Raw genomic sequence first — 25,894 nt, forward strand, 5'->3', positions numbered from 1 at the left:
CGCATCACACTCCCGCCATCGCGACTGCCGGTGATCCGCTCAGGTACGCGTCGAAATCCGCCCGGAACTTCTTGATTCCGCTCACCACCGGTGCTGCACACGAGTCGCTCAGCACGCAGATCGTCCGGCCGGTCATCTGTTCGGAAAGTTCCAGCAAGAGGTCGAGATCCGACGGTTTTGCCTCGCGCGCCAGGATCCGCTCGAGGATTCGCGTCGTCCACGCCGTCCCCTCACGACAGTTGGTGCACTGCGCGCAACTTTCGTGGGCATAGAAGCGGGCGAGGCGCATGATCTGGTAGACGAGGTCGGTGGAGTCATCCATGACGATCATCCCCCCGGAGCCCAGCATCGATCCCTTGGCGACAATTCCTTCATAGTCGGTGACGCAATCCTCGACTTCATCGGGCGTCATGATCGGCACCGATGAGCCGCCGGGGATCACCGCCTTGAGCGTGCGTCCCGGCCGCATCCCGCCGCAGAGATCGTAGATCAGGTCCTTCATCGGAAAGCCGAGGGTGATCTCGTACACACCGGGCCGCTGCACGTGACCGCACACCGAGATGAGCTTCGTGCCGGTGCTCTTCGGGTTGCCGAGGCAGAGCTTGCTGTACCACTCCGCACCGCGGTTGATGATGTGCGGCACGGCCGCGAGCGTCTCGACGTTGTTGATCGTCGTCGGCTTGCCGAACAGTCCCGCGACCGCCGGGAACGGCGGCTTGATCCGCGGATTTCCTCGCCGCCCTTCGATCGAGTTCATCAGCGCCGTCTCTTCGCCGCAGATGTACGCCCCGGCGCCGCGATGCAGCACGATGTCGATCCGTTTTCCCGATCCCATCGAGTTCGCGCCGAGCACACCAGCCGCGTACGCCTCGGCAACCGCTTCGCGCATCACATGAAACGGCTCGGTGAATTCGCCGCGAATGTAGATGTAGCACGTCTCCGCGCGCATCGCGAGCTGCGCGATCGCGCACCCCTCGATCAGGGCGTGCGGTGTCCAGCGCATGATCTCGCGGTCCTTGAACGTTCCCGGTTCCGATTCGTCGGCGTTGCAGCAGAGGTAGTGCGGCTTGCCGTCGTCCTTCGGCATGAACGACCATTTCACGCCGGTCGCGAAGCCCGCGCCACCGCGACCACGCAACCCCGACGCCTTCACCTCGTTGACGATCTCGTCGGGGAGCATGCTGACTGCGCGCTTGAGTGCGGTGTAACCACCGCGTTCGACCCACCCGGCGTAGGTCCGCGCCTTCGGGTCGCCGAAGTGCGTCGACAGGACGGCGGTCTCGCGCGGATGAATCGGGGTCGGATATCCCATCAGCTGTACCGGGCCAGAATGGCGGGAACGGTCTCAGGCGTGACCGACTCGATGAAGTCGTCGTCGATCAGGATCGGCGTCACGAAGCCGCATGCGCCGAGACATTCGACCTCAATCACCGTGAACCGGCCATCGGGACTCGTCGCGCCGAGATCGCCACAGCCGGTCTCCGTGACCAGCGCGCGCGCCACATCCTCGGCGCCGCACATCCCGCACGGCGACGTGGTGCACACCTGGATGAAGTGGCGACCGACCGGATGGGTGTGATACATCGTGTAGAAGGTCACGACGCCGCGGACGTACGCCGCAGTCAGGTCGAGCTTCTCGGCGACTTCGCGGATGGCATCCTCCGAGATCCACTCGCGCGCTTCCTGCACCAGCCAGAGCGCCGGCAGCAGCAGCGAGCGCTTGTCGGGGTACATCGGATAGAGCGACTCCAGCTTCGCAAGCGTCGCCCCCGTGAAGACCGGCTCATGCGGTGCAGTGTGCGATTCGTTCACCGGTCGATCTCTCCCATGACGATGTCGATGCTGGCGTTGATCGCGATCACGTCGGAGAGGAGCGCCCCTTCGCAGAGCTTGGGGAGCGACGCCAGGTTGAGGAACGATGGCGGCCGGATCCGCCACCGCACCGGCTTCGACGTACCATCCGACACGAAGTAGTAGCCCAGCTCTCCCTTGGGGTTCTCCACCCCGAGGTACACCTCGCCCGCCGGTACCTTGATCCCTTCCATCACCTGCTTGAAATGGAAGATCATCGCTTCCATGTCGCTCATCGCGCGCGACTTGGGCGGCAACGTCACCCGCGGATCGTCCACGTCGACCGGACCGGGGCGCAGCCTGTCGAGCGCCTGCTCCATGATCCGCACCGCCTGGAACATCTCCTCGAGCCGGACGCGATAGCGATCGTAGCTGTCGCCGTGCTCGCCGACCGGAACGTCGAAGTCGAACTCTTCGTAACCGAGATACGGCCGGTCCTTGCGGACGTCGTACGCCACACCGCTGGCGCGGAGCATCGGCCCCGACAGCGAGTAGTTGATCGCGTCCTCCGGACCGATCACGCCGACGTCCTGCGTGCGCCCGCACCAGATCGCGTTGCGGGTGAACATCGTGTCGACTTCGCGAAGGGTCGTCGGGAAGGTCCTCAGGAATCCCCGCAGACCATCTTCCCAGCCCTCCGGGATGTCGGCCATCATCCCGCCCACGCGCGACACCGACGTCGTCAACCGCGCCCCGGTCCACGCTTCCTGCAGGTTGTAGATCCGCTCGCGCTGATCGAACATCCAGAGGAACGGCGTATACGCACCAAGATCGATTCCCGTGGTGCCCGCCCAGACGAGATGCGAGATAATCCGGCTCATCTCGCACGCGATGACGCGCAGCAGGCGGCACCGCTCGGTGATCTCGATGCCGAGAAGCTGTTCGACCGCCAGCGCCAGGGCGATGTTGTTCGCCATCGGCGACAGGTAGTCGGTCCGGTCGGTCAGCGGGATGATCTGGTTGTAGAAGCGATACTCGCCGAGCTTCTCGAAGCCGGAATGCAGGTAGCCGATGTGCGGAATGACCCGCTTGACCGCCTCGCCTTCGAGCTCGACAACCAGGCGCAGAACTCCGTGCGTCGCCGGATGCTGCGGTCCGATGTTGACCAGCATCCGCTCGGCGCCAAAGTCGTCGTTCACCGATTCGCTCGGCCGCCGCGTCACCCCCAGCGGCACGTTGCGGACGTTGCCGCGCGCATCGAGTGTCGGCGTCGACAGTTCCATTTCCACGGTGCGTGGGGTCATGGAAGCACCTTCCCCGCGGCGGCGAGACGTTCGCGCACGTCGGCGGGAAGCTCGTGATACGCCTCGGCGATGGAGAGCTCTTCGAGTGAGTAGTACGCTTCGGGATTCGCCTCGAGCGCCTGGCGCGTCTGCTCCGCTCGCGACCAGTGCCCGCGCAGGGGGAACGATTTCCGCAGCGGGAATCCTTCCGAATACCCCTCCCACATCAGGATCCGCCGCAGATCGGGGTGTCCGGCGAAGCTCACACCGAACATGTCCCACACCTCACGCTCGAGCCACTCGGCGCCGTGCCAGAGATCGACGACCGAACGCACTGCGAGAGGACCGTCGGGATCAAGCTGAATCTTGACGCGCAGGTCGATCTTGCGGTCGAGCGATCGCAGCTGGTACACCACTTCCAGCGGCAACTCGGGATCGCGGTATTCGACGCAGGTCAGATCGGTCAGGTAATTGAACTGCTGCGACGGATCGGTCTGCAGCCACTGGAAGATCGCATGCGCCGGTTCATTCGCGACCGTGACGATCGCCTGGCCACAGACGATCTTCGACTCCAATGCTCCGTCGGGAAAGGCCGACTTGAGTGCCGCGAAGGTGTCCGCCGCGACTGCCGCCACGGTCACGCCGACCTCGTCTGATGGACCGAGTTGCCGAACGGCTCGGAGACTTCATCGATATCGGCTGGCCGGCGGAAGAGGCCATCAGGGCCGACCAGCTGCTCGACGCGCAGCGAGGGATCGATCATCGTCTCGCCCATGATCTTCTTCTGCAGCAGCATGATGCCGTAGATGAGCCCTTCGGGACGCGGCGGGCATCCCGGCACGTACACGTCGACCGGAATGATCGTATCGATCCCCTGCACCATCGCGTAGTTGTCGAAGATTCCACCACTCGAGGCGCAGGCGCCCATCGAAATGCACCACTTCGGTTGCGGCATCTGGTCCCAGATGCGGCGGATCACCGGCGCGAGCTTGAACGGCAGGCGGCCGGCGCAGATCAGCACGTCGGCCTGGCGCGGCGAGAAGCTCTGCCGTTCCATCCCGAAGCGCGCGATGTCGAACCGCGACGCCGCAGTCGCCATGTATTCGATGGCACAGCATGCGGTGCCGAACGGCATCGGCCAGAGCGAATTCGAGCGACCCCAGTTGGCGAGGAAATCGAGACGGGTCGTGATCCAGTTGGGCGACATCGTCTCGTGCGTCACCGGGGCCGCGACCGGGAGCGGACTCAATCCCATTGCAGTGCTCCGCGCTTCCAGATGTACACGTATCCCACACCGAGAATGATCACGAAGGTGAACATCTCGATCAGCAGCACGCCGCCCATCTCCTTCATCTGCTGGAACGCCACCGCCCACGGGATCATGAAGACCGTCTCGATGTCGAAGACGATGAACAGCATCGCCACGAGGTAGAACTTGACCGAAAACCGCTCCCGGGCGTCGCCGATGACCGGCATCCCGGATTCGTAGGCGGACGATTTGACGGCGGTGGGGCGATGGGACGAGAGGAGGGTCGAGGCACCGATGATCAGGATCGCATTGGCGACCACGAAAACCAGAAGAAGGAGAATCGGGATGTAGGGCTGCAGCATCCTGGGGGCCGCCTCGTGAAATATTTCACAACCCGGAAGAATAGTACCGGAAACCGGGGTCGAATTCAACGCCGCACCATCGGCTGATCGCACGCCGCAGCAGCCGCGCGGGACCGTTGCCCGGGGTGCCGGGGCGTCGGGATAGATTAGTCGCATGTCTATCAAATCCGACCGCTGGATCCGCCGCATGGCGGCCGATCACGGCATGATCGAACCGTTCACCGACTCCCAGGTGCGCGCGGGCGGGATCTCGTATGGCGTCTCGTCGTACGGTTACGACATGCGCGTCGCTGACGAATTCCGGATCTTCACCAACGTCCTCTCCGCCGTCGTCGACCCCAAGAACTTCGACGCCAAGAGCTTCGTCGAATTCAAGGGCGATGTCTGCGTGGTGCCGCCCAACTCGTTCGCGCTGGCGCGGTCGGTCGAGTACTTCCGGATTCCTCGCAACGTGCTGACGATCTGCGTGGGGAAATCGACCTATGCCCGATGCGGCATCATCACCAACGTGACGCCGTTCGAGCCGGAGTGGGAAGGCCACGTGACGCTGGAAATCAGCAATACGACGCCGCTCCCCGCGCGGATCTATGCCAACGAGGGGATCTGCCAGGTGCTCTTCTTCGAAGCCGACGACGACGACATCTGCGAAACGAGCTACGCCGACAAGAAGGGGAAATATCAGGCGCAGCGCGGCGTCACCCTTCCCAGGCTCTAGCGGCTCCTACTCACCACGCAACCGGCCGGTGGCGGCATCGACCTGCGTCGCCACCGCACGGATCCGCGCCGCGAGATCGCGCGCTTCATGCTGCGCCCTCGGAATGTCATTGTCGCGCAACGCCTCGGCGATTCCGGGAAGGGCGACATTGGCGTAGCCGTTGTCGCGATCCGACGCGAAGACCAGGTTCTTCATGAATGGCCGGCCCGGAAGCCCCTCCGGCCGTGTCAGCTTTGGTTCGGCGGTGCGGAGGTCTCGATTCGCGGCCGCCAGGATCGACGGACTCAGATCGCCCCGCGCCAGCACCGAGTCCCGAACGTGGTTGAATCGGTCGCCCGCGGATTGCAGCGCCGCGGCGGCCTGCTGCACTGCCGTCAACTCCGGCGCGACGCGGCTCACATCGGGTTCGTGAATCCGCAATGGTGCGACCGGGCTCGCAAGCTGGCCGAGGTAACTGCCGAGCGCGGCGAAGTCGTAGGGAATCACGTCGGCGTTGGCGAGGCGCGCGATGATCACCGACACGAGGCGCCCCTCTGCGCGATGGGAGAGATATCCCGGATCGCCGAAGCGCTCCATCGCGGTGTAGGTGTCGTATGCCGAGTGATACCACCCCGCGCGACCGCTGAAACCGGTCTCGATCGACGGAATGCCGAGATAGTTGTAGAAGCCGGCGAAATCCGATCCGCCCCCAAGATCACCGAGACGCGGCTCCGGCACCTGGCGCGCATTGCGGCCCGCTTCGGGACCGCCGTTGCGACGGCCGCCATTTCTACCGGCCGGGCGCGCGGCGTCGCCGACGATCCCCGGCCGCGCCCAATGTTCGTAGATCGACCCGGTATCGCCCGGCATCTGCACCGTCCTGGTCGCGTTGCGGATCAGCCCCTGCAGCGTGGCCGTACCGCCGGCGCCAAAGTTGCGCCCCGCTGCCGATTCGTCCTGGTTGTAGTACGCGACCGCCTCGGCCTTGAGCGAGTCACGCATCAGCTGCACCCACTCGGTCGAGCCGACAAGGCCCCATTCTTCGGCGTCCCACGTCGCGAAGACGATCGTCCTGCGAGGACGGATCCCCTCGCTCGCGGCAGTGGCGAAGGCGCGCGCCGCCTCCATCACGCTCACGGTGCCCGAGATGTTGTCGTCGGCGCCGGGGCCCCATGCGTCGCGATGGCCACCGACAATCACCATCTCATCGGGAAAATCGGTTCCGCGGAGTCGCCCGAAGGTGTCGTAGATCGTCTTGTAGGCGCGCTGCCCGCGCTCGGGCCACACTGCGACGCGCACCCTCACGCTGCTGTCGCCGAGGTGGTAGTCGAACTTCATCCCGCCCTGCCATCCCTGTGGCACTGCCGGACCGTGCATCTCCTTCATCAGGATTTCGGCGTTGCCGTAGCCGATCGGGACGACCGGAATGTGCGAGATCTCGAGCGAGTCCTCGCGGACACGACGCGCGTTGGCGGTCGATGCCCAATCGGGCGTCGTCGGGTCGCCGTCCCCGTTGTAGATCGACCCGCGCTGCACCTCCTGCGGATTGCGCATCGGCCCGTCGGGATAGACCGCGCCGCGAACGAAGCCGTCGTCGATCGGATCGGAATAGATCAGCAGTCCGACTGCACCGTGCGCTTCAGCCTCACGTGCCTTGATCCCGCGGAACGAAGCGCCGTAACGAACGATCGCGATCTTGCCGCGCACCGAGACGCCGAGTGAATCGAGGCGCGCGAAATCGGCGGGAAGCCCCTGATTGACGTAGACAAGTGGTGCTGTGACGTCGCCCTTCCCCGATCCGCCGTTCATCGCGGGCCACGGATTCAGGATCGTGGTCGGATCACCGGGAACCGGCGGCTCGTTGAGCGACAGACGGACGCGCGTTGGCGTGATCCGCTCGACGATCGTCGAATCGTGATACGGGAGATAGACCCGGAACGCGATCCGCTGCGTGTCGAGTCCCCACGAGGCCATGTGACGGAGGACGTAGTCGGCCGTCTCTGCCTGCGCCGGGGTTCCCGCGACATGCGGCTTGGCAGCCAGGGCGCGTGTCCAGTTCTGGGCGGACAAGGTGTCGGGGATTGCCTGGAGGCGCGATTCGAACTGCTCTTCCCTGGCGGTTCCGGCGGGGGTAAAGCCGGAAAGCGACTGGGCGGCAGCGGCTGACGCTGCCGTGAGTATCAGGAATGCGCTGACAATGGATGGGCGGATCGACACGATGCAACTCGGGTTTGGGGCAACCGACGCCGGTATCGACGTCGCACCCTAGAACAATAGCTGAGTTCGGCGCGACCGGCTGCCGTTATTGCGAACCTGCGATGGCTCCGGACCGCGGCCGCACCACTGCCTGGGCATCGGCGCTCTGCGGCGCGACAGTGAAGCGCCAAGCGTGGGACGTTGCCTGGTTGGTGAGAACGGTCCCATCGAAAAAGTAGAGCGATCCTGTCGTATTGAGCGCGATCCGCACGAAGCATCCCCCAGCGTGACAAAGGGTCGCAGAGGACGAGTGTGGCGCAGTCAGCTGCCCGAGCACGCCGAACGTTGCGGCGTTCAGCACAAGCACGCGCGGGTACCATGCGACTGGCGAGCTGCTCGAATCGGCGACGGGAGATTCGACGTAGAGTCGTGCCTTGTCCGGGCTGAACCGGACGCTCTCGACCGGATATGCGATGGTCGTGTCGTGGACCGTCGCGCCGGTGGTGGCGTTGACAACAATTACCCTGTGCAGGTCGCCCGCATCGCCGGCCATTGCCAACAACGAACCGTCGGCCGAAAAATCCGCGTCGGTGGCGTTCGTCTGCAGATTGGAGATACGGAACGCGACATTCCCCTCTGGCATGGTCAAGACCGGAACCCCGCCGGGTGCGCTGACCGGCAGGATCGCCGCACGATCACCGCGGGGAGAAATGACGAGCCCATTCATCGGGCCGCCGACGCCGGAGACAGGAGCAAACGAGGCTCCGGCAAACGTGGTTGCGGCAGTGTCGGCCAGGCTCACGATCCACGCGCCGGTCTTCTGGGACGCGAACCACGTCGATGCTCCGAGTCGCATCACATTTTGCGCCTCGGTGAGAGGGGCCAATCGCGCCAGGCCAGCGGGAATCTGCGCTGGCACCGGAGCGAGCTGCCACGGGGCAACGATTGCAGCTGCCTGTCCCTGTTCCAGATAAAATGAGCCATCGTAGCTCGGCCCCGGGCCCCAGAGACCGACTCCGCTGCCACCATGGAGGAGCTCGCCACCGAGCGACGTGAACTGATGCGTGTCGAGGTCGACGAATCGCAGGGTGTCGTCATCCCCGCTCGTCATGATCATCGCGTGCGCGGCACTTCGCGGCGACGCGTACGTGTCCCAATCAGACGCAAACGGGTATGTGGCCACATCGGCGTAGCCGTAGACCGTGATCGAATCGAGCGGCTGGGTCCACGCGCCGAGTCGGAGAATCGGCGCAAACGATCCCGAGATCGTGTCCGGCAACGTCACCGACGCGGTGCTGTCATTCTCGCGGTGCACCGGAAGGACGTATGTGCCGAGAAAGATCGAGCCGGTATCGGTATGGGCGCGAAGCCCGGCAGAAACCACGGTCACGGTGGACCCAGCCCAGGCGTTCGCGGAGGACACCGTGTACTGGTTGGTCACGGGAACCGAATCTGCTGAGCTGCAGGCGACAGCGCTTGCGGCGACGATCACCATGAAGGCGCGAGGGTTGCGTGGCATGTTTCACCCTACCACGCGGTACACCCCGCCGCAACCCTCCTGCCTCCGCAGGGTTACGGCACCACTCCCGTGATATCGAAGATGTCCATCTGCTGCTGTCCCGGATCGCGCGCCGCGAAGACGTAGGTCCGCCCGTTGATCACCGCGACCTCGCCGGTGTGCAGCCCGACCGGGACCGAGAAGTAGCCGGCGAGCGTCGGTGTGCCGGCCTGCGTCCGGTCGAAGATGTACAGTCCATTGCCTGGCCCACCTTCGGCGGTGATGACCAATGCCTTTCCATCCGGCGTCACGGCGACATCGCTCACGGTGGTGATGTTCGGGATGATGATCGAATCGGCGAGCGTCGGTGCGCCGTTCTCGCCAAGGCTCCAGATCTTCACGGCGTTGCCGAGCGCGCTGCGGGAACCCCAGGTTCCACTGTAGGCTGTCGAACCGAAGACCCATTGATCGGAGCCATAGCGCTCGGGGACGTTGTTGCCGCCACCCTTCACGGCGAGAGTACTCGGGTCGAGCGCCCAGAATCCGCTGAGCATGTCGGTGGCGTAGAGCGTGCCGTTGGCGAGCATCACGCCCCAGACATAGGTATTCCCGGCGCCTCCGGGCTGCACCTGCTTCACGATCCGATTCGACATGTCACCGCTGAGCGTGCCGGAGACGTCGATCTTGACCACGCCGGCGTTGTAGTAGGCGGCGTACAGCGTCTGGTTCGCTTCATCCATCCAGAAATTGTGGGTGCCGGCACCGGGGATGTGAATGAATCCGACCTCGACCGGATTGGTGAGGTCCGATACGTCGACGATATGGATGTCGCCCGACGACGACTTCCCCACCGCTCCGGGCCCTTCCTGACCGATGAAGAGGTACTTCTTCTCGCCGGTGACCGGATTGTGGAACCACCAGCCGTTGTGGACATCCGGCGAACCGGCGTCACCGACGCTGGTGATCAGCGAGCCAACCAGCACCGGATTGGACGGTGAGCCCCCCTTCATCCCGTTCCCCACATCGTAGATGCGGACTCCGGAGTTCCACATGAATGCGAAGGCGAGCCCGTCCCGTACGTAGGTGTCGTGATCGAACGTCGAACCGCTCGGCGCTGGAACGCTCGCGACGAGCGTCGGCTGCACCTGCGACGTCGTCCCCGCCGTGGCGGTGAAGACGGCAGTGTCAGTGCCCTGACTGACCACGGCGCGCACCGACTGTGTCCCCGACGTCGGGCCGAGGGTAAACACGGTGGACGCGTGGCCGCTGGCATTGGTCGTGGAGATGATCGGATTGAGCGACCCGCCGCCAGTGACGGCGGTCCATCCGACCGTCGCCCCGGAAACCGGCTGCCCCGATTGATCGGTAACGGTCACAGATAGCGGAGTGATCAGCGTCGCGTCGGGGGTGGACGTCTGTCCCGACCCGCCAAAGACGGCAACGGAGTACGGCGGACCGCCGCCACCCGGAGGAGGAGTGGTGTTGTCGTTGGACGAACAGGCGGTGGCGAATGCTGCGGCGAATCCCGCGGCCAGGTAGAGGCGTCTCATGACTGCTCCGGAGGGGGCACGAACGAGGTCCGGCTGACTCGGAGGATAACGCGGTGGCGAGGTCGGCGGTTCCGGCGCCGGTTCGAGTCAGGTAACAGATAGCGGAAAACTCCGCGGGGACACCGATTTAATTGACGAAGAAGCCGCTCCGACAGGCGAATAGATGTTTCATACAGGCGGACAGGTAGTTAATACCGGCGAACAGGGCGCTTCAACTCGCCAACACCGTGCTCCAACTCGGCAACACGGACTTCCACCCAGGTGACACGGCGTTTCGACTCGGCAAGAGGGAGTTCCGCGGGCGATCAGCGAGCTTCGCCATTGTCACACAGCGTTCCAAGTGATCGTCAGCGCGTTCCAACAAAGAATCACCGCGTCGCAACAGAGAATCACCGCGTCGCAACAGAGAATCAGCGAGTTTCGCGGTTTACTCCGCGCGTTTCGCGGCCTGAAAAGTTCGTTCCGCGGCGGTCATCCGGCCGATCAAGAGATCGTCATCGAGGGAGATGGTTCGCAAACGCTGCAGCGCCGGTCAATCAGGCGACATCATGGAAGACCGATCGCAGCGAACGGATCTCACACGGCGCTTCATGCCGGGCGACCGGCGCGTCATCGATGCAGCAGCGCGCTTGAAGGGAGGCATAGCGCGATCGGTGACAGTCAGACCGGCTCACATGGCGGGCATCCGGGCCGTCGCCTCCCGATCCACACGGTCCGATATCGGTAAAGCTCTGCTCGCTGGAGAATCAGCGACCGTCGCTGTCGAATCACACCATCTCGCCTCCCTGCGAGCTACATCTGCATCCCGCTCATCCCGGGCATCGCATTCATCTCATTGGCAAGCGCGCCGTAGCGCCCCATCCGGTGACCGCGCATCCCCCAGCCAACCATAACGCCGATATTCAGCGCTCGCACGTTGTCGCTGCCGTAGACCGCGACCGGATCAAAGATCCCGCCGCCGACGGCCGCAACCTTCCCCAGCGTCCCCTCGACGAACGGCTCGATCTCCAGCTTGTGCCGCGGCGAGACGACGTCGTACGCTAGGTGCACGGTGTTGAGCGTCCAGCGCGAAATCCCCAGGATGCTGTTGTCGGGGCTGGGACGCTGGGTGCGGAACGGATCGAAGAGCCGCAGTTCTTCCGGCCGTTCAGTTCGTTCAAAACGATATGACAGGCGCACTCTCCCGCGCGTGATCATCCCCTCGCCGAGAAAGGTGTGGTAGATGAATGTCCCCGCGAGCTCGGAAGTCCTGGCATACTCAACCAGCGCATACCGCTCGCCGCTCCTGGTCATGTCGTCCCATCGCCCCGACACCGACACCTTGTCGGCATCTGGCCCGCCGCCGGGACGATTCTCCGGCGAGGACACGTGCGCTGCAGACCCCTGGACCTCAAGTCCGTGAACCGGCCGAATCATTACGCGGCCACTGTACGAATCGCCGAACCGCCACTTCCCCTGATAGCGCAGGAGCGGCCAGTCGCACGGCGAGGTCGGTTCGTCGCCGTCGAAGAGCGAACCCTCGACGGTGACAGGACCGATGTCGTACTGCGCAATGCCGACCGCGCGCTCGAGAATCTGCGACAGGTGATGGTTGACCGGATAGCGCACGAATGGGCGCGACATCGGGTCGTCGGAGCCGAACGGAACAAAGCCCTTCCCGGCGGTGATGCTCAACTTCCCTGCACCGTCGAGGCGGCCGAGAATGTCGTTGACCGAGAAGTTGAGCTCGTGCACGTAGGTGTGCGGGTGACGCCGGTCGACGTACCCTTCGCCCCACGCCCCCGGCGTGAGCTCACCGCCAGGCATCGTCCACCCTTCGAGGTCGAGCGTCGCAACGAACGCGAGCTTGTCGCCGAACCCGTGCCCGACCGCCATCAGCACCGGCTGAACGACATGGAACTCACTCAGACCGCCGCCGCCGGGAATCGGATTGGAGTAATCGTTGACGCCGATCGCCTGCGCCATCGGCGTGATCCCCCAAGACGACTGGGCGGAGAGCGCACTCGCGCTTCCGCCCAGTGTGAAGACGACCACCGCCGCGCCGGCACTCCGCCAGCGGTTCACCCGGTGCCGCCGGTGTTCCGGCCGGGGCCGCGATCCGAAAGCGTTGCCTGCATCAGGTCGCGATTGAGGGACGCGATATTCTCGACCGAAATCTCCTTGGGACATGCCGCTTCGCACTCCTCGAAGAGAGTGCAGCCGCCGAAATCCTCTCGGTCCATCTGCCGGACCATCGAGACGACGCGCGATGCCCGTTCCGGTTGCCCCTGCGGCAGCAGCGCCAGGTGGTTCACCTTCGCCGCGGTGAAGAGCATCGCCGACCCGTTGGGGCACGCCGCCACACACGCGCCGCAGCCGATGCACGCTGCCGAGTCCATCGCCAGGTCGGCACGAGTCTTCGGAACCAGGATCGAGTTGGCATCCTGTGCCGATCCCGTCGGGGCGCTGACGTAGCCGCCGGCGGCGATGATCCGGTCGAAGGCGCTCCGGTCGACCACCAGATCGCGCAGGACCGGAAACGCCCGGGCACGCCACGGCTCGATGGTGATCGTGTCGCCGTCGCGGAACGAGCGCATGTGCAGCTGGCAAGTGGTCGTGGCGCGCCTCGGCCCGTGGGGAATCCCGTTGATCATCAGCGAACAGGTGCCACAGATCCCTTCGCGACAGTCGTGGTCGAACGCGACCGGCTCTTCGTTCCGGGAGAGCAGCTCTTCGTTGAGGACGTCGAGCATCTCCAGAAATGACATGTGCTCGCTGACGTCGCCGGCGGTGTAGGTGCGGAACTCGCCGCGATCGTCGGGGCCGGCCTGCCGCCAGATCTTGAGGGTGAGCTTCATGATGCGCGCCCCCTCATTTATAGCTCCGTGTGGCCAGCTTCACGAATTCGAACTCCAGCGGCTCCTCGTGACGGATCGGCGCCTGATCGACCCCCTGGTATTCCCAGACGGCCACGTGGGCGAACTGGTCGTCATTGCGCTTCGCTTCGCCGTCGGCGGTTTCGTATTCGGTGCGGAAGTGACAGCCGCACGACTCCTCGCGCTCCAACGCATCGCGGCAGGTCATCTCGGCGAACTCGAGGAAGTCCGCGACGCGGCCGGCCTTCTCCAACGACTGGTTCAGCGTCTCGGCGGATCCCGGGACTTTCACGTTCTCCCAGAATTCGGCACGCAATTCCGGGATCCGCGCGATCGCGCGGCGGAGTCCTTCGCGGTTGCGCGCCATGCCGCACTCGTTCCACATCAGGTGGCCAAGCTCCTTGTGGAAGGAGTCGACCGATCGCGTGCCGTTGATCGACAGCAATCGCGTCAGCTTCTCGGTGGCGCGCTTCGACGCTTCGGCGAAGGCGGCATGCGACGAGTCGACCGGCTCGAGCTTCGCGGTCGCGAGGTAGTCGCCGATCGTGTACGGCAGGATGAAGTAGCCGTCGGCGAGTCCCTGCATCAGCGCTGACGCGCCGAGGCGATTGGCACCGTGATCGGAGAAGTTCGCCTCGCCGATGACGTGCAACCCGGGAATCGTGCTCATCAGGTTGTAATCGACCCAGAGGCCGCCCATCGTGTAATGCACTGCCGGGTAGATCCGCATCGGCGTGTCGTACGGATTCTCGCCGGTGATCCGGTTGTACATCTCGAAGAGGTTGCCGTAGCGTTCCCGGATCGTCGCCTCACCGACGCGGTTGATCGCGCTGGCGAAGTCGAGATAGACGCCGCGCCCGCCGGGGCCGACGCCGCGCCCGTCGTCGCACGCTTCCTTCGCCGCGCGTGATGCGATGTCGCGCGGGGCAAGATTGCCGAACGACGGGTACTTCCGCTCGAGATAGTAGTCGCGATCGGGATCGGGAATGTCGCGCGGGATCCGGTTGTCGCCGTGCGCCTTGGGAACCCAGACGCGCCCGTCATTACGCAGCGACTCCGACATCAGCGTCAGCTTTGACTGATACTCGCCGCTGACCGGAATGCAGGTCGGATGGATCTGGGTGAAGCACGGATTGGCGAAGCCGGCGCCGTGCTTGTACGCGCGGTACGCCGCCGTGACGTTGCATCCCTTCGCGTTGGTCGACAGATAGAAGACGTTGCCGTACCCCCCGGTGGCCAGGACCACAGCGTGCGCCGCGAACGATTCCATCTCGCCGGTGACGAGGTCTCGCGCCACGATCCCGCGGGCGCGCCCGTCGACGAGAACCAGGTCGAGCATCTCGTGCCGCGAATACATTGTGACGCTGCCGCGGGCGATCATCCGCTCCAGCGCCTGATACGCACCGAGGAGGAGCTGCTGGCCGGTCTGCCCGCGCGCGTAGAATGTGCGTGACACCTGCGCGCCGCCGAACGACCGGTTGGCGAGCATCCCGCCGTATTCACGCGCAAAGGGAACCCCCTGCGCGACGCACTGATCGATGATATTCCCCGAGACCTGCGCCAGCCGGTAGACGTTCGCTTCGCGCGAGCGGAAGTCGCCGCCCTTGATCGTGTCGTAGAAGAGACGCCAGTCGGAATCGCCGTCGTTGGGATAGTTCTTCGACGCGTTGATCCCGCCCTGTGCGGCGATCGAGTGCGCGCGGCGGGGCGAATCCTGGAAGCAGAAGCACGACACCTGGTAGCCGAGCTCCGCCATCGACGCGGCAGCCGATGCGCCGGCGAGCCCCGACCCGACCACGATGACATGGAACTTCCGCTTGTTGGCAGGCGACACCAGCCGAAGATCGGCGCGATGGCGATCCCACTTTTCGGCCAGCGGCCCGCTGGGCGTTCGAGCGTCGAGTTTCATCGGATCAGTGCCACCTGAGATATCCCAGCAGCGATGCGATCGGGATCGTGGCCAATCCGCCGGCAACGAGAATGGCAAGACTCCACGCCAGGATCAGTCGCGCGCGCCGATATGACGGATGATCGAAGCCGAGCGTCTGGAACGCCGACCAGATCCCGTGAGCGAAGTGGAGCCCGAGGGCGAGCATCGCGATGAGGTAGAAGATCGCGACCGGTGTCACCGCCATCCCTTCCATCACGTTGCGGCCAACCTCGCCGCGATGGAAATCGGGATGGAAGGTTCCGGTGGTGAAATGCAGGATATGGAAGACGATGAAGACCGCCAGCAGCACGCCGCCCCAACGCATCGTGCGTGACGCGTACGTGGCCACCTGCTGCTCGTGCTTGCTGTACTGGATCGGCCGGGCGCGGCGCGCGCGCATCGTGAGCTGGTAGGCCGCGGCGATGTGAATCAGGACGCAGGCGAGGAGGATGGCGCGGGCCACCCAGAGAGCGGGGCCGAGCGAGCGGAGCCACGCGGCGTAACTGTCGAGATGTGCGGGATTGCTGAAGATCAGCACATTCGAAATCGTGTGCGAGATCAGGAAGAGAATCATGACGACGCCGGTCGTGGCCATCGCCACCTTCTTCCCGACCGTGGTGTCCCACAGCGCGAAGAGGCGGTTCATCGAGGGTCAGACGATCGCTTGGACCGAGCGCACCGCTTCGGCTGACTTGTTCAACGCCGTCCGCTCGTCGTCGGTCAGCGGGATCTCGATGATCCGCTCGAGCCCCTTGCGACCGAGGAGGCACGGCACGCCGCAGTACACGTCTTTCAGTCCGAACTCTCCCTGCAGCCATGCCGAGCACGGCAGCAGCCGCTTCTGGTCATACACGATCGCCTCGGCCATCTGGACCGCCGCGGCGCTCGGCGCGTAGTACGCCGACCCGGTCTTGAGGTGCGCCACGATCTCGGCGCCGCCGTTGCGGGCGCGATCGACCAGCTTGTCGAGCGTCGCCTTCTCGATGAACTGGGTGATCGGCACACCGGACACAGTGGTGCACGAGATCAGCGGCACCATCGTGTCGCCGTGACCGCCGAGGACCATCGCCTGGATATCGCGGACTGACACGCCGGCTGCTTCGGAGAGAAAGGTGCAGAACCGCGCCGTGTCGAGGACACCGGCCATCCCGATCACCCGCTCGCGCGGGAAGCCGGTCGCGCGACGCATCACGTAGCACATCACGTCGAGCGGATTGGAAACCACAATCACGATGGCGTTGGGCGCGGCGGCCTTGATCTGCTCGCCGACCGACTGGACGATCCCGGCGTTGGTCTTGACCAGATCGTCGCGGCTCATCCCAGGCTTGCGGGCGATCCCGGCGGTGACGATGAAGAGTTCGGCGTTGGCTGCGGCGGAATAGTCGTTGGCGCCGACGACCCGGGTGTCGAATCCCTCGACCGGGCCAGACTCCCATTGATCGAGCGCTTTCCCCTGCGGAATGCCCTCCGCCACGTCGATCATCACGACGGTACGCGCGAGATGTTTTTCGGCAACGCGCTGTGCAGCTGTGGCACCGACGTTGCCCGCTCCGACCACTGCAATTTTGTCGAACATTTCCCCGCCCCAGTCATGCTGAATGACGTGAGTGAAGGTAATCGAATTGACCGGGAGCCTCAAATCACGGCGCGAATGGCGCCGTCGCCACGCTCAGCGATGACGGCGGCGGCTGCGTCCCGGAGTCGCAGGTGCCGGCGTTGCCCGCTTGGCGACGAACTGCAACGTCAGTTCGATCGCCGCAGCAGCGTCGCGTTCCTTCCGCTTGGCGGCACGGGGCAATCCATACACGCGATCGGGGTACTTCTCGCGGATCTTGTCGGGGAGCTGCAGCGCTTCGTTTCCGAAGACAAGAACGCTGTTGGGGCGAAATGGCGCATCGACCGGATCCCGATCGGCGTCGGCCGCGAAGTAGAGGCACCGCTCGCGGCTCATCGCATCGCGGAAGTCCCGCCACATCGGATGGATCCACCAGTCGAGCGCCTGCCAGTCGATCTGTCCGGTGCTGAAGGCGGGGTCGTCGATGGTGAACGCCGGCGCCACGAGGTGTAGCGACGCGTCGGCCAGGATGCAGCGCCTGGCGAGGTCGGCGCTGACCTCGGCGGTCTTCGGTTCGAGCAGGGCGATGTGGAGTGGCATGGGAAGAGCGGGAATAAAACGCCCGCGCGCACTGGAGGCAACCAGTACGCGCGGGAGTGTTCAGCGATCGGCTACTGCTGGCAACTGGCGAACGGCGAGACCGGCTTCTTCCCGTCGACGACCAGGCGGTGGTCGAGATCGGCCACCTTGACCGCGATGTCGTAGATCAACTGGTCGACACGCGCCATGTGTTCATAGCGGATGTATTCCGGCTCGTCGGTGACCTGGTGATAGTCGGCGTGACCGCCGGTGGTGAAGAAGATCACCGGGATGTTGTACCGAGCGTAGTTCGCGTGATCGCTGCGGCAATAGATGTTCTGCGGGTGCCCGTTGGCGTCCATGCTGTAGTCGAACTGCAGCGGCACCTTCTCGGTCTTGTTCACCGCCTCGGCGATATCGCCGAACTCGGTCGAGAGACGGCGCGCGCCAACGAGCTGCACGTAGTCCGGAGAACCGTGCAGCACCACGTTGTCCTTGCTGATTCCGGTCACGTCGGTCGCTTCGCCGCGGCCGACCATGTCGATGTTGAGGTCGCCGACAATCGAGTCGCGGGGGAGCGTCGGGTAGTTGGTGAAGTACTCCGATCCCCAGAGTCCCTTCTCTTCACCCATCTGCCAGATGAAGATGATCGACCGCTTCGGCTTGACCCCGCTCTTGGCGAACTTCTCGGCGATTTCGAGGACCGAGACCGAACCGCTGCCGTCATCATCGGCACCGTTGCTGATCGAGTCCATACGCGGCGGATAGATCTTCCGCAGTGAATCCTTGATCGCGTTGATCCGCGCCCACTGATCGGCGTCCGGCGTGATCCTGCCGGTCCGTTCGGCGCCTTCAGTCTGCGCGATCTCGTTGTACGCCTTGAGCGAATCCGATTCCACCAGCGCGCGGTTCGCCGTGCCGATGTGATCGGAATGGCCGCCGATGATCACGTACTCGTTCTTGAGCTTCGGGTCACTTCCCGGAAGTACCGCGATCACGTCGCGCGTCGGCGAGAGGACGGTCTTGCTGTGCGCACTGATCGTCGCCTGCTGGCCGAGGTCGCCCTTGGCAGCCGATGACGGATCCTTGCCGAGAAGTGCGGCCGCCATTTGCGGAGAGATGGTGGCAGTGAAGAGTCCACCGCCGCCGCCGCGACCGCCACGTCCGCCGCCGCATGCCCTCGCGTCGTCGGCCGCGTGGGTCTGACAGTATGCAGCCTTCCCTTCGGTCTCCACAGTGTCGTGGAGTGAATAGCCAACCCGGGGCGTCGTCAGTTCGGGCTCGACCGTGAGCACCGCCGCTGCACCCGCCAGCGGATTCGCCGGAGCCTGCCCGCCAGCTCCACGTCCACCACGCGCGCCGCCACGACCACCCGCGAACCCGCCGCGGCCACCGCCAGCGCGCGGAAGTTCGATGACGATCTTCCCTTCGACCGCTGACGCGGAAAGCGCGTTCGTGGTATCGCCCTGCGTTCCGCCGAAGATCACCTGACCCGAGACGTCGGTGCTACCGTTGAAGTCGAAATCACGGTAGGCGTGGAAGGTCTTCCCGCCGCTGGCAATCGTCGACGCCGAGTCCTCGTACGTCGCGGTGACCGGCATGTACTCATAGAACGACCCCTTGGTCCCGCCCGGCTTGAGCCCCATGGCGCGGACCTGGCCCTCGATATAGGCCGTGGCGCGCTGCGCGTCGGGCGAACCGGCTTCGCGGCCGCGCATTGAATCGTCGGCGTAGATGTAGAGCCGGGTCATCAGGTCGCAGGCGGTGATCGCCGGGACGGTTGAGCCACCCTTGTACTTGAGCGGCATGGTCTGGTGGGTGGTCGCAGGGCAGCTCTGCTGCGCGGACAGGGCGGTCGCTCCCAGCGCTGACGCCGCAGAGATGACGGCGGCTGCGCGGGCGATGGTACGGTATCTCACCATGAATCCAGGGTTGGAGTTGAGCGGGAGGGGCGGAATGGAACGTTCACACGCACGTTACGCATCGCGGAGCCCGTGGGTTGCGCCGGACCTGCTGCGTGGAATCCCGGACCGACGCCGAACCCTGTGCAGGCGATATACTTGCGGCACGTCTCGAAGTCACGATCAACGCCGAGGAGCCGATGTTTCGCCGGATCGCAACGCCAATTGCCGCCTTCACCCTCCTGGCGGGGGGAATCACGCCAGCGCAGGCCCAGAACCCCGGTGCATTTGTGGTCACCAGCACCGACGTCCACACCCGCGACCCGATCGGCTCGGCGCAGGTGTTCAGCGGGATGGGATGCACCGGAAGCAACATCTCGCCGGCACTTCAATGGCACGGCGCCCCCGCAAAGACCCGGAGCTTTGCCGTCACGGTGTATGATCCCGACGCGCCGACCGGCAGTGGGTGGTGGCACTGGGTCGTCTACAACATCCCGGCCACTGCGAAGGGCCTTCCCACCGGCGCAGGTGATCCAGCCAAGCATCTCCTCCCGGCGGGTGCTTCGCAGGGGAACACCGACTTCGGCACCGCCGGGTACGGTGGGCCGTGCCCGCCGGCTGGTGACAAGCCGCACCACTACATCTTCACCGTCTATGCGCTCGACGTGCCGTCGCTGGAGATTCCGGCCGGCTCGACCGCGGCGTTCGTCGGATTCAACCTGCACGGTCACACGATTGCGAAGGCATCGATGACCGCGATGTTTGGCAGGTAGTATTTGCTGATATAGCAGCCGCGCGACATCGCCGTGTACGAAACAGACGCGGGAGGGACGACCTGAGTCGACCCTCCCGCGTCTGTTGTTCCGGCGTCGTGCGCCGGGCGTGACCGGCTACTGCTTACACTGCCCGTGCGGATCGGCCATCTTCTGCCCGTCGACCTTGACGCGGTGGTCGAGGTCGGCGACATGATTGGCGAGATCGAAGATGTAGTTGTCGAGCAACGCCATGTGATCGTAGCGGATGTACTGCGGCTCGTCGGTCACCTGATGATAGTCGGCATGGCCGCCGGTCGTGAAGAAGACGACCGGAATTCCCCACGCCGCATACTTCGCGTGATCGCTGCGGCAGTAGATGTTCTCCGGGTGCCCGTTGGCATCGAGCGAGTAGTCGAACTTGAAGTTGTACTTCGGATTCTTGTTGACCGTCTCGGCGAGATCACCGAGCTCGGTCGAGAGGCGGCGCGACCCGACCAGCTGCACGTAGCGATCGGCGCCGTGCACCAGTTCGCCCTCCTTGGTGACACCGGTGATGTCGCTCGGTGCCCCACGGCCGACCATGTCGATGTTGATTTCCGCGACGATCGAGTCGCGAGGGACGGTCGGATGATCGGTGAACCAGCCTGAGCCCCACATGCCACGTTCCTCACCAGCGTGCCAGATGAAGAGGATCGAGCGCTTCGGCTTGATGTTCCCCTTGGCGAACGCCTCGGCGAGTTCGAGGACCGTAACCGTTCCCGAGCCGTCGTCGTCGGCGCCGTTGCTGATCGAGTCCGGGCGCGGACCACCGTGCAACTTGTGCAGCGAATCGATCTGTGAATTGACTGCCTTCCATTCGTCATCCGACAACTTCTTCGTCGGACCACCATCGGCGCCCTGCGGCCGCGCGTATTCGTTGAAGATCTTGAGCGAATCGTGATCGACGACGCGCTGCATCGGAATGTGATCGTTGTGCGCACCAATCGCGACGTACTCACCGCGAAGCTTCGGGTCGGTCCCCGGTAGGATCGCGATGACGTTGCGTCCTTCGCGCGGAGTGTCGGTGAAGCGCAGGTCGGTGGTGATCCCCTTCCCCGATATCCCCGGCTTGATCGCAGCGCCTTCGCCAAAGATGGCATTGGCGAGCTTGTGCGAGATGACAATTCTGAGCGCACCCGGGCGGTCAAGAGTCTGGGAAATGCTTGCCGGCGGCGGGGCCGCTGCCATGCGGACCTGATTGGTCAGGAGTGTGTCGGGGTCGATCTGGAGTTGACCCACGGTTCCGTCGAGCATGGCGACGTAGCGCTTGTATCCATCGCTCGCGATGAACTTCCCCTGGTCAAATCCAGCCGGCAGCGCCATCAGCGGCGCGACCACGACAAACTTTCCCTTGTATTCCTCGGGAGTCGGGTTGCCGATCGTGTCGAGCACCGTGCCCCACACCACTGTACCGGTCGCCGAGACCTGATGTACCTGACCGTCTTCTGCGGCGACAAAATCACGGCCGGCGTGATACGTCGCTCCATCGATCGTGATCGTCGAGGTCGCCGTATCGAGTGCCCGCTGGATGACTCCGATATTCTGGAAGTAGCTGCCGTTCTCACCAGCCGGCTTGAGGCCGAGACGGCGCACTTCACTCTCGATGTACGCCGTCGCCATCAGGTTGTACTTGCTCCCGACGAAGCGGCCACCCATCGAATCATCGGCGTACTTGTACAGTCGGGTCATCAGGTCGCCGGCGGTGATTGCAGGGACCGTCGCTGGGCCCGAGTACTTGAGGGGGAGATCCTTCGGTCCCTGCGCGGCGAGCTGACCGGCAGCGCCGACGAGGAGCGCGAGGGTAAACGTGCGAAGTCCGGCACCTGGTGATGCCATCGAGAAGTTCCTCAGCGTTGAAGTAAGACCGGCCCGTCGGGCCCGGTTGAAAGACACTCGACAGACGGAAAACGTTGCAACCGAGTTTCGCGCTTCGAACCGTTTCCTAACCACCCCGGACATGCATCTCGCGGCGGGGATCGGCGCGCAGCCCCTGGAGCGGAACCAGCACTCCCCGTTGCGGCGTCACGGCGCGTACCTCGGCACCCCGATCGCGGCGGCCGGTCCAGGCTTCCGCGATCGCATCGGTGAGTTCGGCGTCGGTCGCGCCGCGGCGGAGGAGCTCGCGCAGGTCGATGCCGCGATCGGCGTAGAGACAGAGGAAGAGGGTTCCATCGGCGGTCAGCCGGGCACGGTCGCATGACCGGCAGAACGGCGCAGTGGTGGAGGCGATGACCCCGGCGATCATCCCGTTGGCAAACCGGTATCGCTCCGCGGGGGCATGCGGATCGTCGTCGCGCGGGATCCCCTCAGCTGATCCGAATCGCGCGGCAAGCGCCGCGACAATCGCTTCGCGCGAGACCACATCTTCAGTCCGCCATTGCGTCGCGCCGCCCACGTCCATGTATTCGATGAATCGCGGCTCGATGCCGCGCTCGAAGGCGAATGCCGCGAGATCCGCAATCTCGTCGTCGTTGAAGCCGCGGACCACCACCGCGTTCAACTTCATCCGACCGAACCCCGCGCGCCGCGCAGCATCGATCCCCTCGATCACCTCGGCGTGCCGGTCGCTCCGCGCAAACGCCGCCATCCGTTCGGGGCGCAGCGTGTCGAGTGAGACCGTGATCCGGTTGAGCCCCGCGGCGTGCAGCCGCGGCGCGATCGGCGCGAGCAGCACCGCGTTCGTGGTCAGCGCGATCTCGCGCGTTCCGGCGCGCGATCTGATCATCGCCACGAGTTGATCGAGATCACGACGCATCAACGGTTCGCCGCCAGTGAGACGGATCTTTGTCGCGCCGAGAGAGCTGAAGATGGTGATGAGGCGAGAGAGCTCTTCGAACGAGAGGAGCGATTCCCGCGGCAACCAGGTGTACTCGTCTTCGGGCATGCAATAGCTGCAGCGAAGATTGCAGCGGTCGGTGACGGAGATCCTGACCGCGCCGAGCGGCCGCCCCAGCTGATCGACGACCGGGCTCATTCCGATGTCGCGATCACGCCGCCGGGCGACGTCGGATCGACCCACCCGCTGCTACCGTCGACGTACTCTTCCCGCTTCCAGATCGGCACTCGGCGCTTCACCTCGTCGATGACCCATCGCGCCGCAGCGAACGCGCCGTCACGATGCCCCGCTCCCACCGCGACCACGACTGCGACGTCACCCACAGCCAGCTTGCCGAGCCGATGGGTCAACGCAACCCGGCACTCCCATCTCGATTCTGCCGCCGCCATGATTTCAGCGCAGGCCATTTCCGCCATCTCGGTGTAGGCGCTGTATTCGAGGCCAACAACCTCGCGCCCGGCGTGATGGTTCCTTACCAGTCCTGCGAAGGTCACCACTCCGCCGCGATCGGGCCCGGCAACCTGTGCTGCAAGTCGCTCAGCATCAATCGTTTGGAAGGTGAGATATGAAGTCATCTCATCCGCCGGCCAATGGCGGGAGCAACGCAACGGCGTCGGCCGGCCCGAGAGGTGTCTCTGCCGATGCCTGCGACATGTTCACCGCGACGAACGGTTCGGCAGGAAGCGATGCGCCCCCCGGGAGAACCCGGAGGGCGCTGACCAAATCGGCGACCTGCGCGCCGTCGGGAAGATTCACTTCAACCTGTTCCGCACCAAAGAGTTCGGCGTAGCGCGCGAAGAGCCGAACGCGACAGATCACTCGTCGTCGTCCATCTCCGAGTCGTCGGGAACGTACTCTTCATGAGCCACCAGCGCGCGTAACTCCTTGCTGGGCTTGAAGACCGGGACTGGGCGTGCGGCAACCTCGACCGGATCTCCGGTGCGTGGATTGCGCGCCATCCGCGTCTTGCGCCGGCGGATCTTGAAGGTGCCGAATCCGCGGACCTCGATGTTGTGCTGGTCGTGCATCGCCAGCTTCACGGCGTCGAGGAATGCGTCCACAACGCGCGCGCAATCCTTCTTCGAGATCATCGGTCCGGAGGTCCGGGCGATTGCAGCAGTGACTTGCTCGACGAGATCGGCCTTGGTCATCGCTCCCTCTGCAACGGGCTGGGTGAGGTGAGCCGGAAGCCTCACTTCTGGGCCGATAACTACGAGCTTAAGCGTTGCCTGTCAAGAGGTTGCGGGCTCGACCCCGAGCCTGGCCCGGACCGAGCGCAGGAACTCGTCGAAGTGCGGATAGGCGTCGTGGGGCCCCGGCGCCGCTTCAGGATGGTACTGCACAGCGAAAATCGGGAGCTCCCGATGCCGCAGTCCCTCGACTGTGCCGTCGTTCAGATTGAAATGGGTGACCTCGAGGTCCGCCGCCCCGGCGACCCCTTCTTTCCCGCCCTCGACCGCAAATCCGTGGTTCTGGGTGGTGATCAGGACGCGGCCGCTCGCGAGTTCCTTGACCGGGTGGTTTCCCCCGCGATGGCCATAGCGGAGCTTGATCGTCCTCCCGCCAAAGGTGAGTCCCAGGAGCTGGTGGCCGAGGCAGATCCCGAAGGTGGGGAGGCCGGTTGCCGTCAACGCGCGAATGGTCTCCTGCGCGTAACCGACCGCCGATGGATCGCCGGGGCCGTTCGACAAGAAGAGCCCGGCGGGGTTCCGTGCCAGCACATCGGCACTACTCGTTTCGGCCGGAACGACTTCGACGCGAAATCCGGTGCCGTCGAGCATCCGAACGATGTTGCGCTTGAGACCGTAGTCGAATGCCACGACCAGCGGTCCGTCCGCCGGACCGGCCGCGTAGGACGCTTCCGTCGTCGCACGGGACGCGAGGTCGAGTCCATCCATCGACGGAGATGCGAGGAGTTCGGCACGAAGTGCATCGGTCGGCGCATTGCCTTCGGCGATCACACCGCGCATTGCGCCGCGTTCACGGATATGCCGGGTCAAGCGCCGGGTATCGACTCCGGTGAGAATCGGCACCGACGCGGCCTCGAGCCAGTCGGCGAGCGAGCGTCGCGCCTGCCAGTTGGAATAGTGCTCGGAGAGTTCGCGAACAATGACGCCACTCACCTGAGGCCGCGCCGATTCATCGTCGTCGAGCGCGATCCCGTAGTTGCCGATCATCGGTGCCGTCATCACGACGATCTGGCCGAGATAGCTCGGATCGGTGAAGGTCTCCTGATAACCAGTCAGGTTGGTCGTGAAGACGACCTCACCGGTGCCGCGAGTGGTCTTTCCGACCAGCCGGCCAGCGAACCAGGAGCCGTCTTCCAGCAAAACAAAGGCGGGACGACCAGTCCCGCCTGCGTGAATCACCATCAGGGCTTCTTCCCCGCGGGTGGAGGAGCGGTGGTCGGTGCAGCGCCACCCGACGTCGTGCCAGCAGTCGTCGGCGCCGGCGGCGGCGTCAATCCCGGGATGACGTTGGAAGGAGCCGTCGGCGGAGCGACCGGCTGTGTCACGGCTCCCTGGCGAAGACGCTTCTGGACCTCGGACGAACCTTGCGTGCCTCGACCGCCCGAGATGATCGAGAGGAGGAGTGCCAGCCCCATGAAGAAGCCACCGGTATACCAAGTCATCTTGGTGAGGAGGTTCGTCGCCTGCCGCCCGCCCAGGACCTGAGAGGTGGTCCCGCCCCCAAGTGATGCCAGGCCGCCGCCCTGCCCGGCCTGCATCAACACCACGGCCGAGAGGAGGAGACCATCGAGAATCATGATGATCAGCAAGAACGTAAACATCCGACACCCCTGTAGTTAGCTGCCCAATCT

General features: G+C 64.7%; 25 protein-coding genes. 2 read left to right on the top strand and 23 right to left on the bottom strand.

The genetic code is table 11. The features are described 5' to 3' along the window. Nucleotides 1-4 precede the first annotated feature (4 nt). Genes nuoF through VGM20_11435 form a run of 6 tightly spaced genes read right to left on the bottom strand, consistent with a single transcriptional unit; the run spans nucleotide 5 to nucleotide 4,685 of the window. Nucleotides 5-1,312: an NADH-quinone oxidoreductase subunit NuoF gene (gene nuoF / locus VGM20_11410; GenBank protein HEY4101469.1), complete on the bottom strand. Its 1,308-nt coding sequence runs from the start codon at nucleotides 1,310-1,312 to the stop codon at nucleotides 5-7. Continuing rightward, nucleotides 1,312-1,812 carry an NAD(P)H-dependent oxidoreductase subunit E gene (locus VGM20_11415; GenBank protein ID HEY4101470.1) on the bottom strand — a complete coding sequence of 167 codons (501 nt, stop codon included), beginning with the start codon at nucleotides 1,810-1,812 and terminating at the stop codon, nucleotides 1,312-1,314. The genes nuoF and VGM20_11415 overlap by 1 nt, the downstream gene beginning before the upstream one ends. Beyond that, nucleotides 1,809-3,095, bottom strand: coding sequence for an NADH dehydrogenase (quinone) subunit D (gene nuoD / locus VGM20_11420; GenBank protein ID HEY4101471.1), 1,287 nt, complete (start codon nucleotides 3,093-3,095; stop codon nucleotides 1,809-1,811). Before nuoD ends, VGM20_11415 begins: the two co-directional genes overlap by 4 nt. Continuing rightward, complete coding sequence (locus VGM20_11425; GenBank protein HEY4101472.1) at nucleotides 3,092-3,715, bottom strand: NADH-quinone oxidoreductase subunit C; 624 nt, start codon at nucleotides 3,713-3,715, stop codon at nucleotides 3,092-3,094. The genes nuoD and VGM20_11425 overlap by 4 nt, the downstream gene beginning before the upstream one ends. Further along, a complete protein-coding gene (gene nuoB, locus VGM20_11430; GenBank protein ID HEY4101473.1) occupies nucleotides 3,712-4,281 on the bottom strand; it encodes an NADH-quinone oxidoreductase subunit NuoB in 570 nt (189 codons plus the stop codon). The genes VGM20_11425 and nuoB overlap by 4 nt, the downstream gene beginning before the upstream one ends. Before the next feature lie 38 nt (nucleotides 4,282-4,319). Further along, on the bottom strand, nucleotides 4,320-4,685 hold the full coding sequence (locus VGM20_11435) for an NADH-quinone oxidoreductase subunit A (GenBank protein HEY4101474.1): 366 nt from the start codon (nucleotides 4,683-4,685) through the stop codon (nucleotides 4,320-4,322). 154 nt (nucleotides 4,686-4,839) lie between these two features. Here VGM20_11435 and dcd point away from each other — a divergent pair, with 154 nt between their 5' ends. After that, entirely contained in the window at nucleotides 4,840-5,400 is a 561-nt protein-coding gene (dcd, locus tag VGM20_11440; GenBank protein ID HEY4101475.1) for a dCTP deaminase, read from the top strand. Nucleotides 5,401-5,406: 6 nt separating this feature from the next. Here dcd and VGM20_11445 read toward each other — a convergent pair whose 3' ends face one another. The 10 genes from VGM20_11445 to VGM20_11490 form a co-directional block, all read right to left on the bottom strand. Then, entirely contained in the window at nucleotides 5,407-7,596 is a 2,190-nt protein-coding gene (locus VGM20_11445) for a M28 family peptidase (protein ID HEY4101476.1), read from the bottom strand. A gap of 85 nt (nucleotides 7,597-7,681) precedes the next feature. Next, nucleotides 7,682-9,094: a hypothetical protein gene (locus VGM20_11450; protein ID HEY4101477.1), complete on the bottom strand. Its 1,413-nt coding sequence runs from the start codon at nucleotides 9,092-9,094 to the stop codon at nucleotides 7,682-7,684. A gap of 53 nt (nucleotides 9,095-9,147) precedes the next feature. Continuing rightward, entirely contained in the window at nucleotides 9,148-10,623 is a 1,476-nt protein-coding gene (locus tag VGM20_11455) for a hypothetical protein (protein ID HEY4101478.1), read from the bottom strand. 792 nt (nucleotides 10,624-11,415) lie between these two features. Continuing rightward, nucleotides 11,416-12,687 (bottom strand): hypothetical protein, encoded by a 1,272-nt coding sequence (locus VGM20_11460; protein ID HEY4101479.1) that lies wholly within the window; start codon nucleotides 12,685-12,687, stop codon nucleotides 11,416-11,418. Continuing rightward, on the bottom strand, nucleotides 12,684-13,460 hold the full coding sequence (locus tag VGM20_11465; protein ID HEY4101480.1) for a succinate dehydrogenase/fumarate reductase iron-sulfur subunit: 777 nt from the start codon (nucleotides 13,458-13,460) through the stop codon (nucleotides 12,684-12,686). Before VGM20_11465 ends, VGM20_11460 begins: the two co-directional genes overlap by 4 nt. A gap of 13 nt (nucleotides 13,461-13,473) precedes the next feature. Next, complete coding sequence (locus VGM20_11470; GenBank protein ID HEY4101481.1) at nucleotides 13,474-15,387, bottom strand: fumarate reductase/succinate dehydrogenase flavoprotein subunit; 1,914 nt, start codon at nucleotides 15,385-15,387, stop codon at nucleotides 13,474-13,476. A 4-nt stretch (nucleotides 15,388-15,391) separates the two neighbouring features. After that, nucleotides 15,392-16,054 (bottom strand): succinate dehydrogenase cytochrome b subunit, encoded by a 663-nt coding sequence (locus tag VGM20_11475; GenBank protein ID HEY4101482.1) that lies wholly within the window; start codon nucleotides 16,052-16,054, stop codon nucleotides 15,392-15,394. A 6-nt stretch (nucleotides 16,055-16,060) separates the two neighbouring features. Next, nucleotides 16,061-16,984: a malate dehydrogenase gene (gene mdh, locus VGM20_11480; GenBank protein HEY4101483.1), complete on the bottom strand. Its 924-nt coding sequence runs from the start codon at nucleotides 16,982-16,984 to the stop codon at nucleotides 16,061-16,063. 93 nt (nucleotides 16,985-17,077) lie between these two features. Next, nucleotides 17,078-17,563: a hypothetical protein gene (locus VGM20_11485; GenBank protein ID HEY4101484.1), complete on the bottom strand. Its 486-nt coding sequence runs from the start codon at nucleotides 17,561-17,563 to the stop codon at nucleotides 17,078-17,080. Nucleotides 17,564-17,634: 71 nt separating this feature from the next. Continuing rightward, complete coding sequence (locus VGM20_11490) at nucleotides 17,635-19,461, bottom strand: M20/M25/M40 family metallo-hydrolase (GenBank protein HEY4101485.1); 1,827 nt, start codon at nucleotides 19,459-19,461, stop codon at nucleotides 17,635-17,637. A gap of 98 nt (nucleotides 19,462-19,559) precedes the next feature. On the opposite strand from VGM20_11490, the gene VGM20_11495 reads away from it, so the two are divergent. Next, nucleotides 19,560-20,216: a YbhB/YbcL family Raf kinase inhibitor-like protein gene (locus VGM20_11495; GenBank protein ID HEY4101486.1), complete on the top strand. Its 657-nt coding sequence runs from the start codon at nucleotides 19,560-19,562 to the stop codon at nucleotides 20,214-20,216. Nucleotides 20,217-20,333: 117 nt separating this feature from the next. Here VGM20_11495 and VGM20_11500 read toward each other — a convergent pair whose 3' ends face one another. From VGM20_11500 to secG, 7 genes are all read right to left on the bottom strand, one after another. After that, a complete protein-coding gene (locus tag VGM20_11500; GenBank protein HEY4101487.1) occupies nucleotides 20,334-22,073 on the bottom strand; it encodes a M20/M25/M40 family metallo-hydrolase in 1,740 nt (579 codons plus the stop codon). Between the two features lie 106 nt (nucleotides 22,074-22,179). Beyond that, a complete protein-coding gene (gene moaA / locus VGM20_11505) occupies nucleotides 22,180-23,211 on the bottom strand; it encodes a GTP 3',8-cyclase MoaA (GenBank protein ID HEY4101488.1) in 1,032 nt (343 codons plus the stop codon). Continuing rightward, a complete protein-coding gene (locus tag VGM20_11510) occupies nucleotides 23,208-23,648 on the bottom strand; it encodes a molybdenum cofactor biosynthesis protein MoaE (protein HEY4101489.1) in 441 nt (146 codons plus the stop codon). The genes moaA and VGM20_11510 overlap by 4 nt, the downstream gene beginning before the upstream one ends. Before the next feature lies 1 nt (nucleotide 23,649). Beyond that, a complete protein-coding gene (locus tag VGM20_11515) occupies nucleotides 23,650-23,892 on the bottom strand; it encodes a MoaD/ThiS family protein (protein ID HEY4101490.1) in 243 nt (80 codons plus the stop codon). Then, on the bottom strand, nucleotides 23,889-24,224 hold the full coding sequence (locus tag VGM20_11520; protein HEY4101491.1) for an HU family DNA-binding protein: 336 nt from the start codon (nucleotides 24,222-24,224) through the stop codon (nucleotides 23,889-23,891). Before VGM20_11520 ends, VGM20_11515 begins: the two co-directional genes overlap by 4 nt. 81 nt (nucleotides 24,225-24,305) lie before the next feature. Further along, complete coding sequence (gene carA, locus VGM20_11525) at nucleotides 24,306-25,445, bottom strand: glutamine-hydrolyzing carbamoyl-phosphate synthase small subunit (GenBank protein ID HEY4101492.1); 1,140 nt, start codon at nucleotides 25,443-25,445, stop codon at nucleotides 24,306-24,308. Then, nucleotides 25,445-25,864, bottom strand: a complete 420-nt coding sequence (gene secG, locus VGM20_11530; protein ID HEY4101493.1) for a preprotein translocase subunit SecG — start codon at nucleotides 25,862-25,864, stop codon at nucleotides 25,445-25,447. Before secG ends, carA begins: the two co-directional genes overlap by 1 nt. Nucleotides 25,865-25,894: the final 30 nt, after the last annotated feature.

This window comes from Gemmatimonadales bacterium, from assembly GCA_036500345.1.
GTDB lineage: Bacteria > Gemmatimonadota > Gemmatimonadetes > Gemmatimonadales > GWC2-71-9 > Palsa-1233.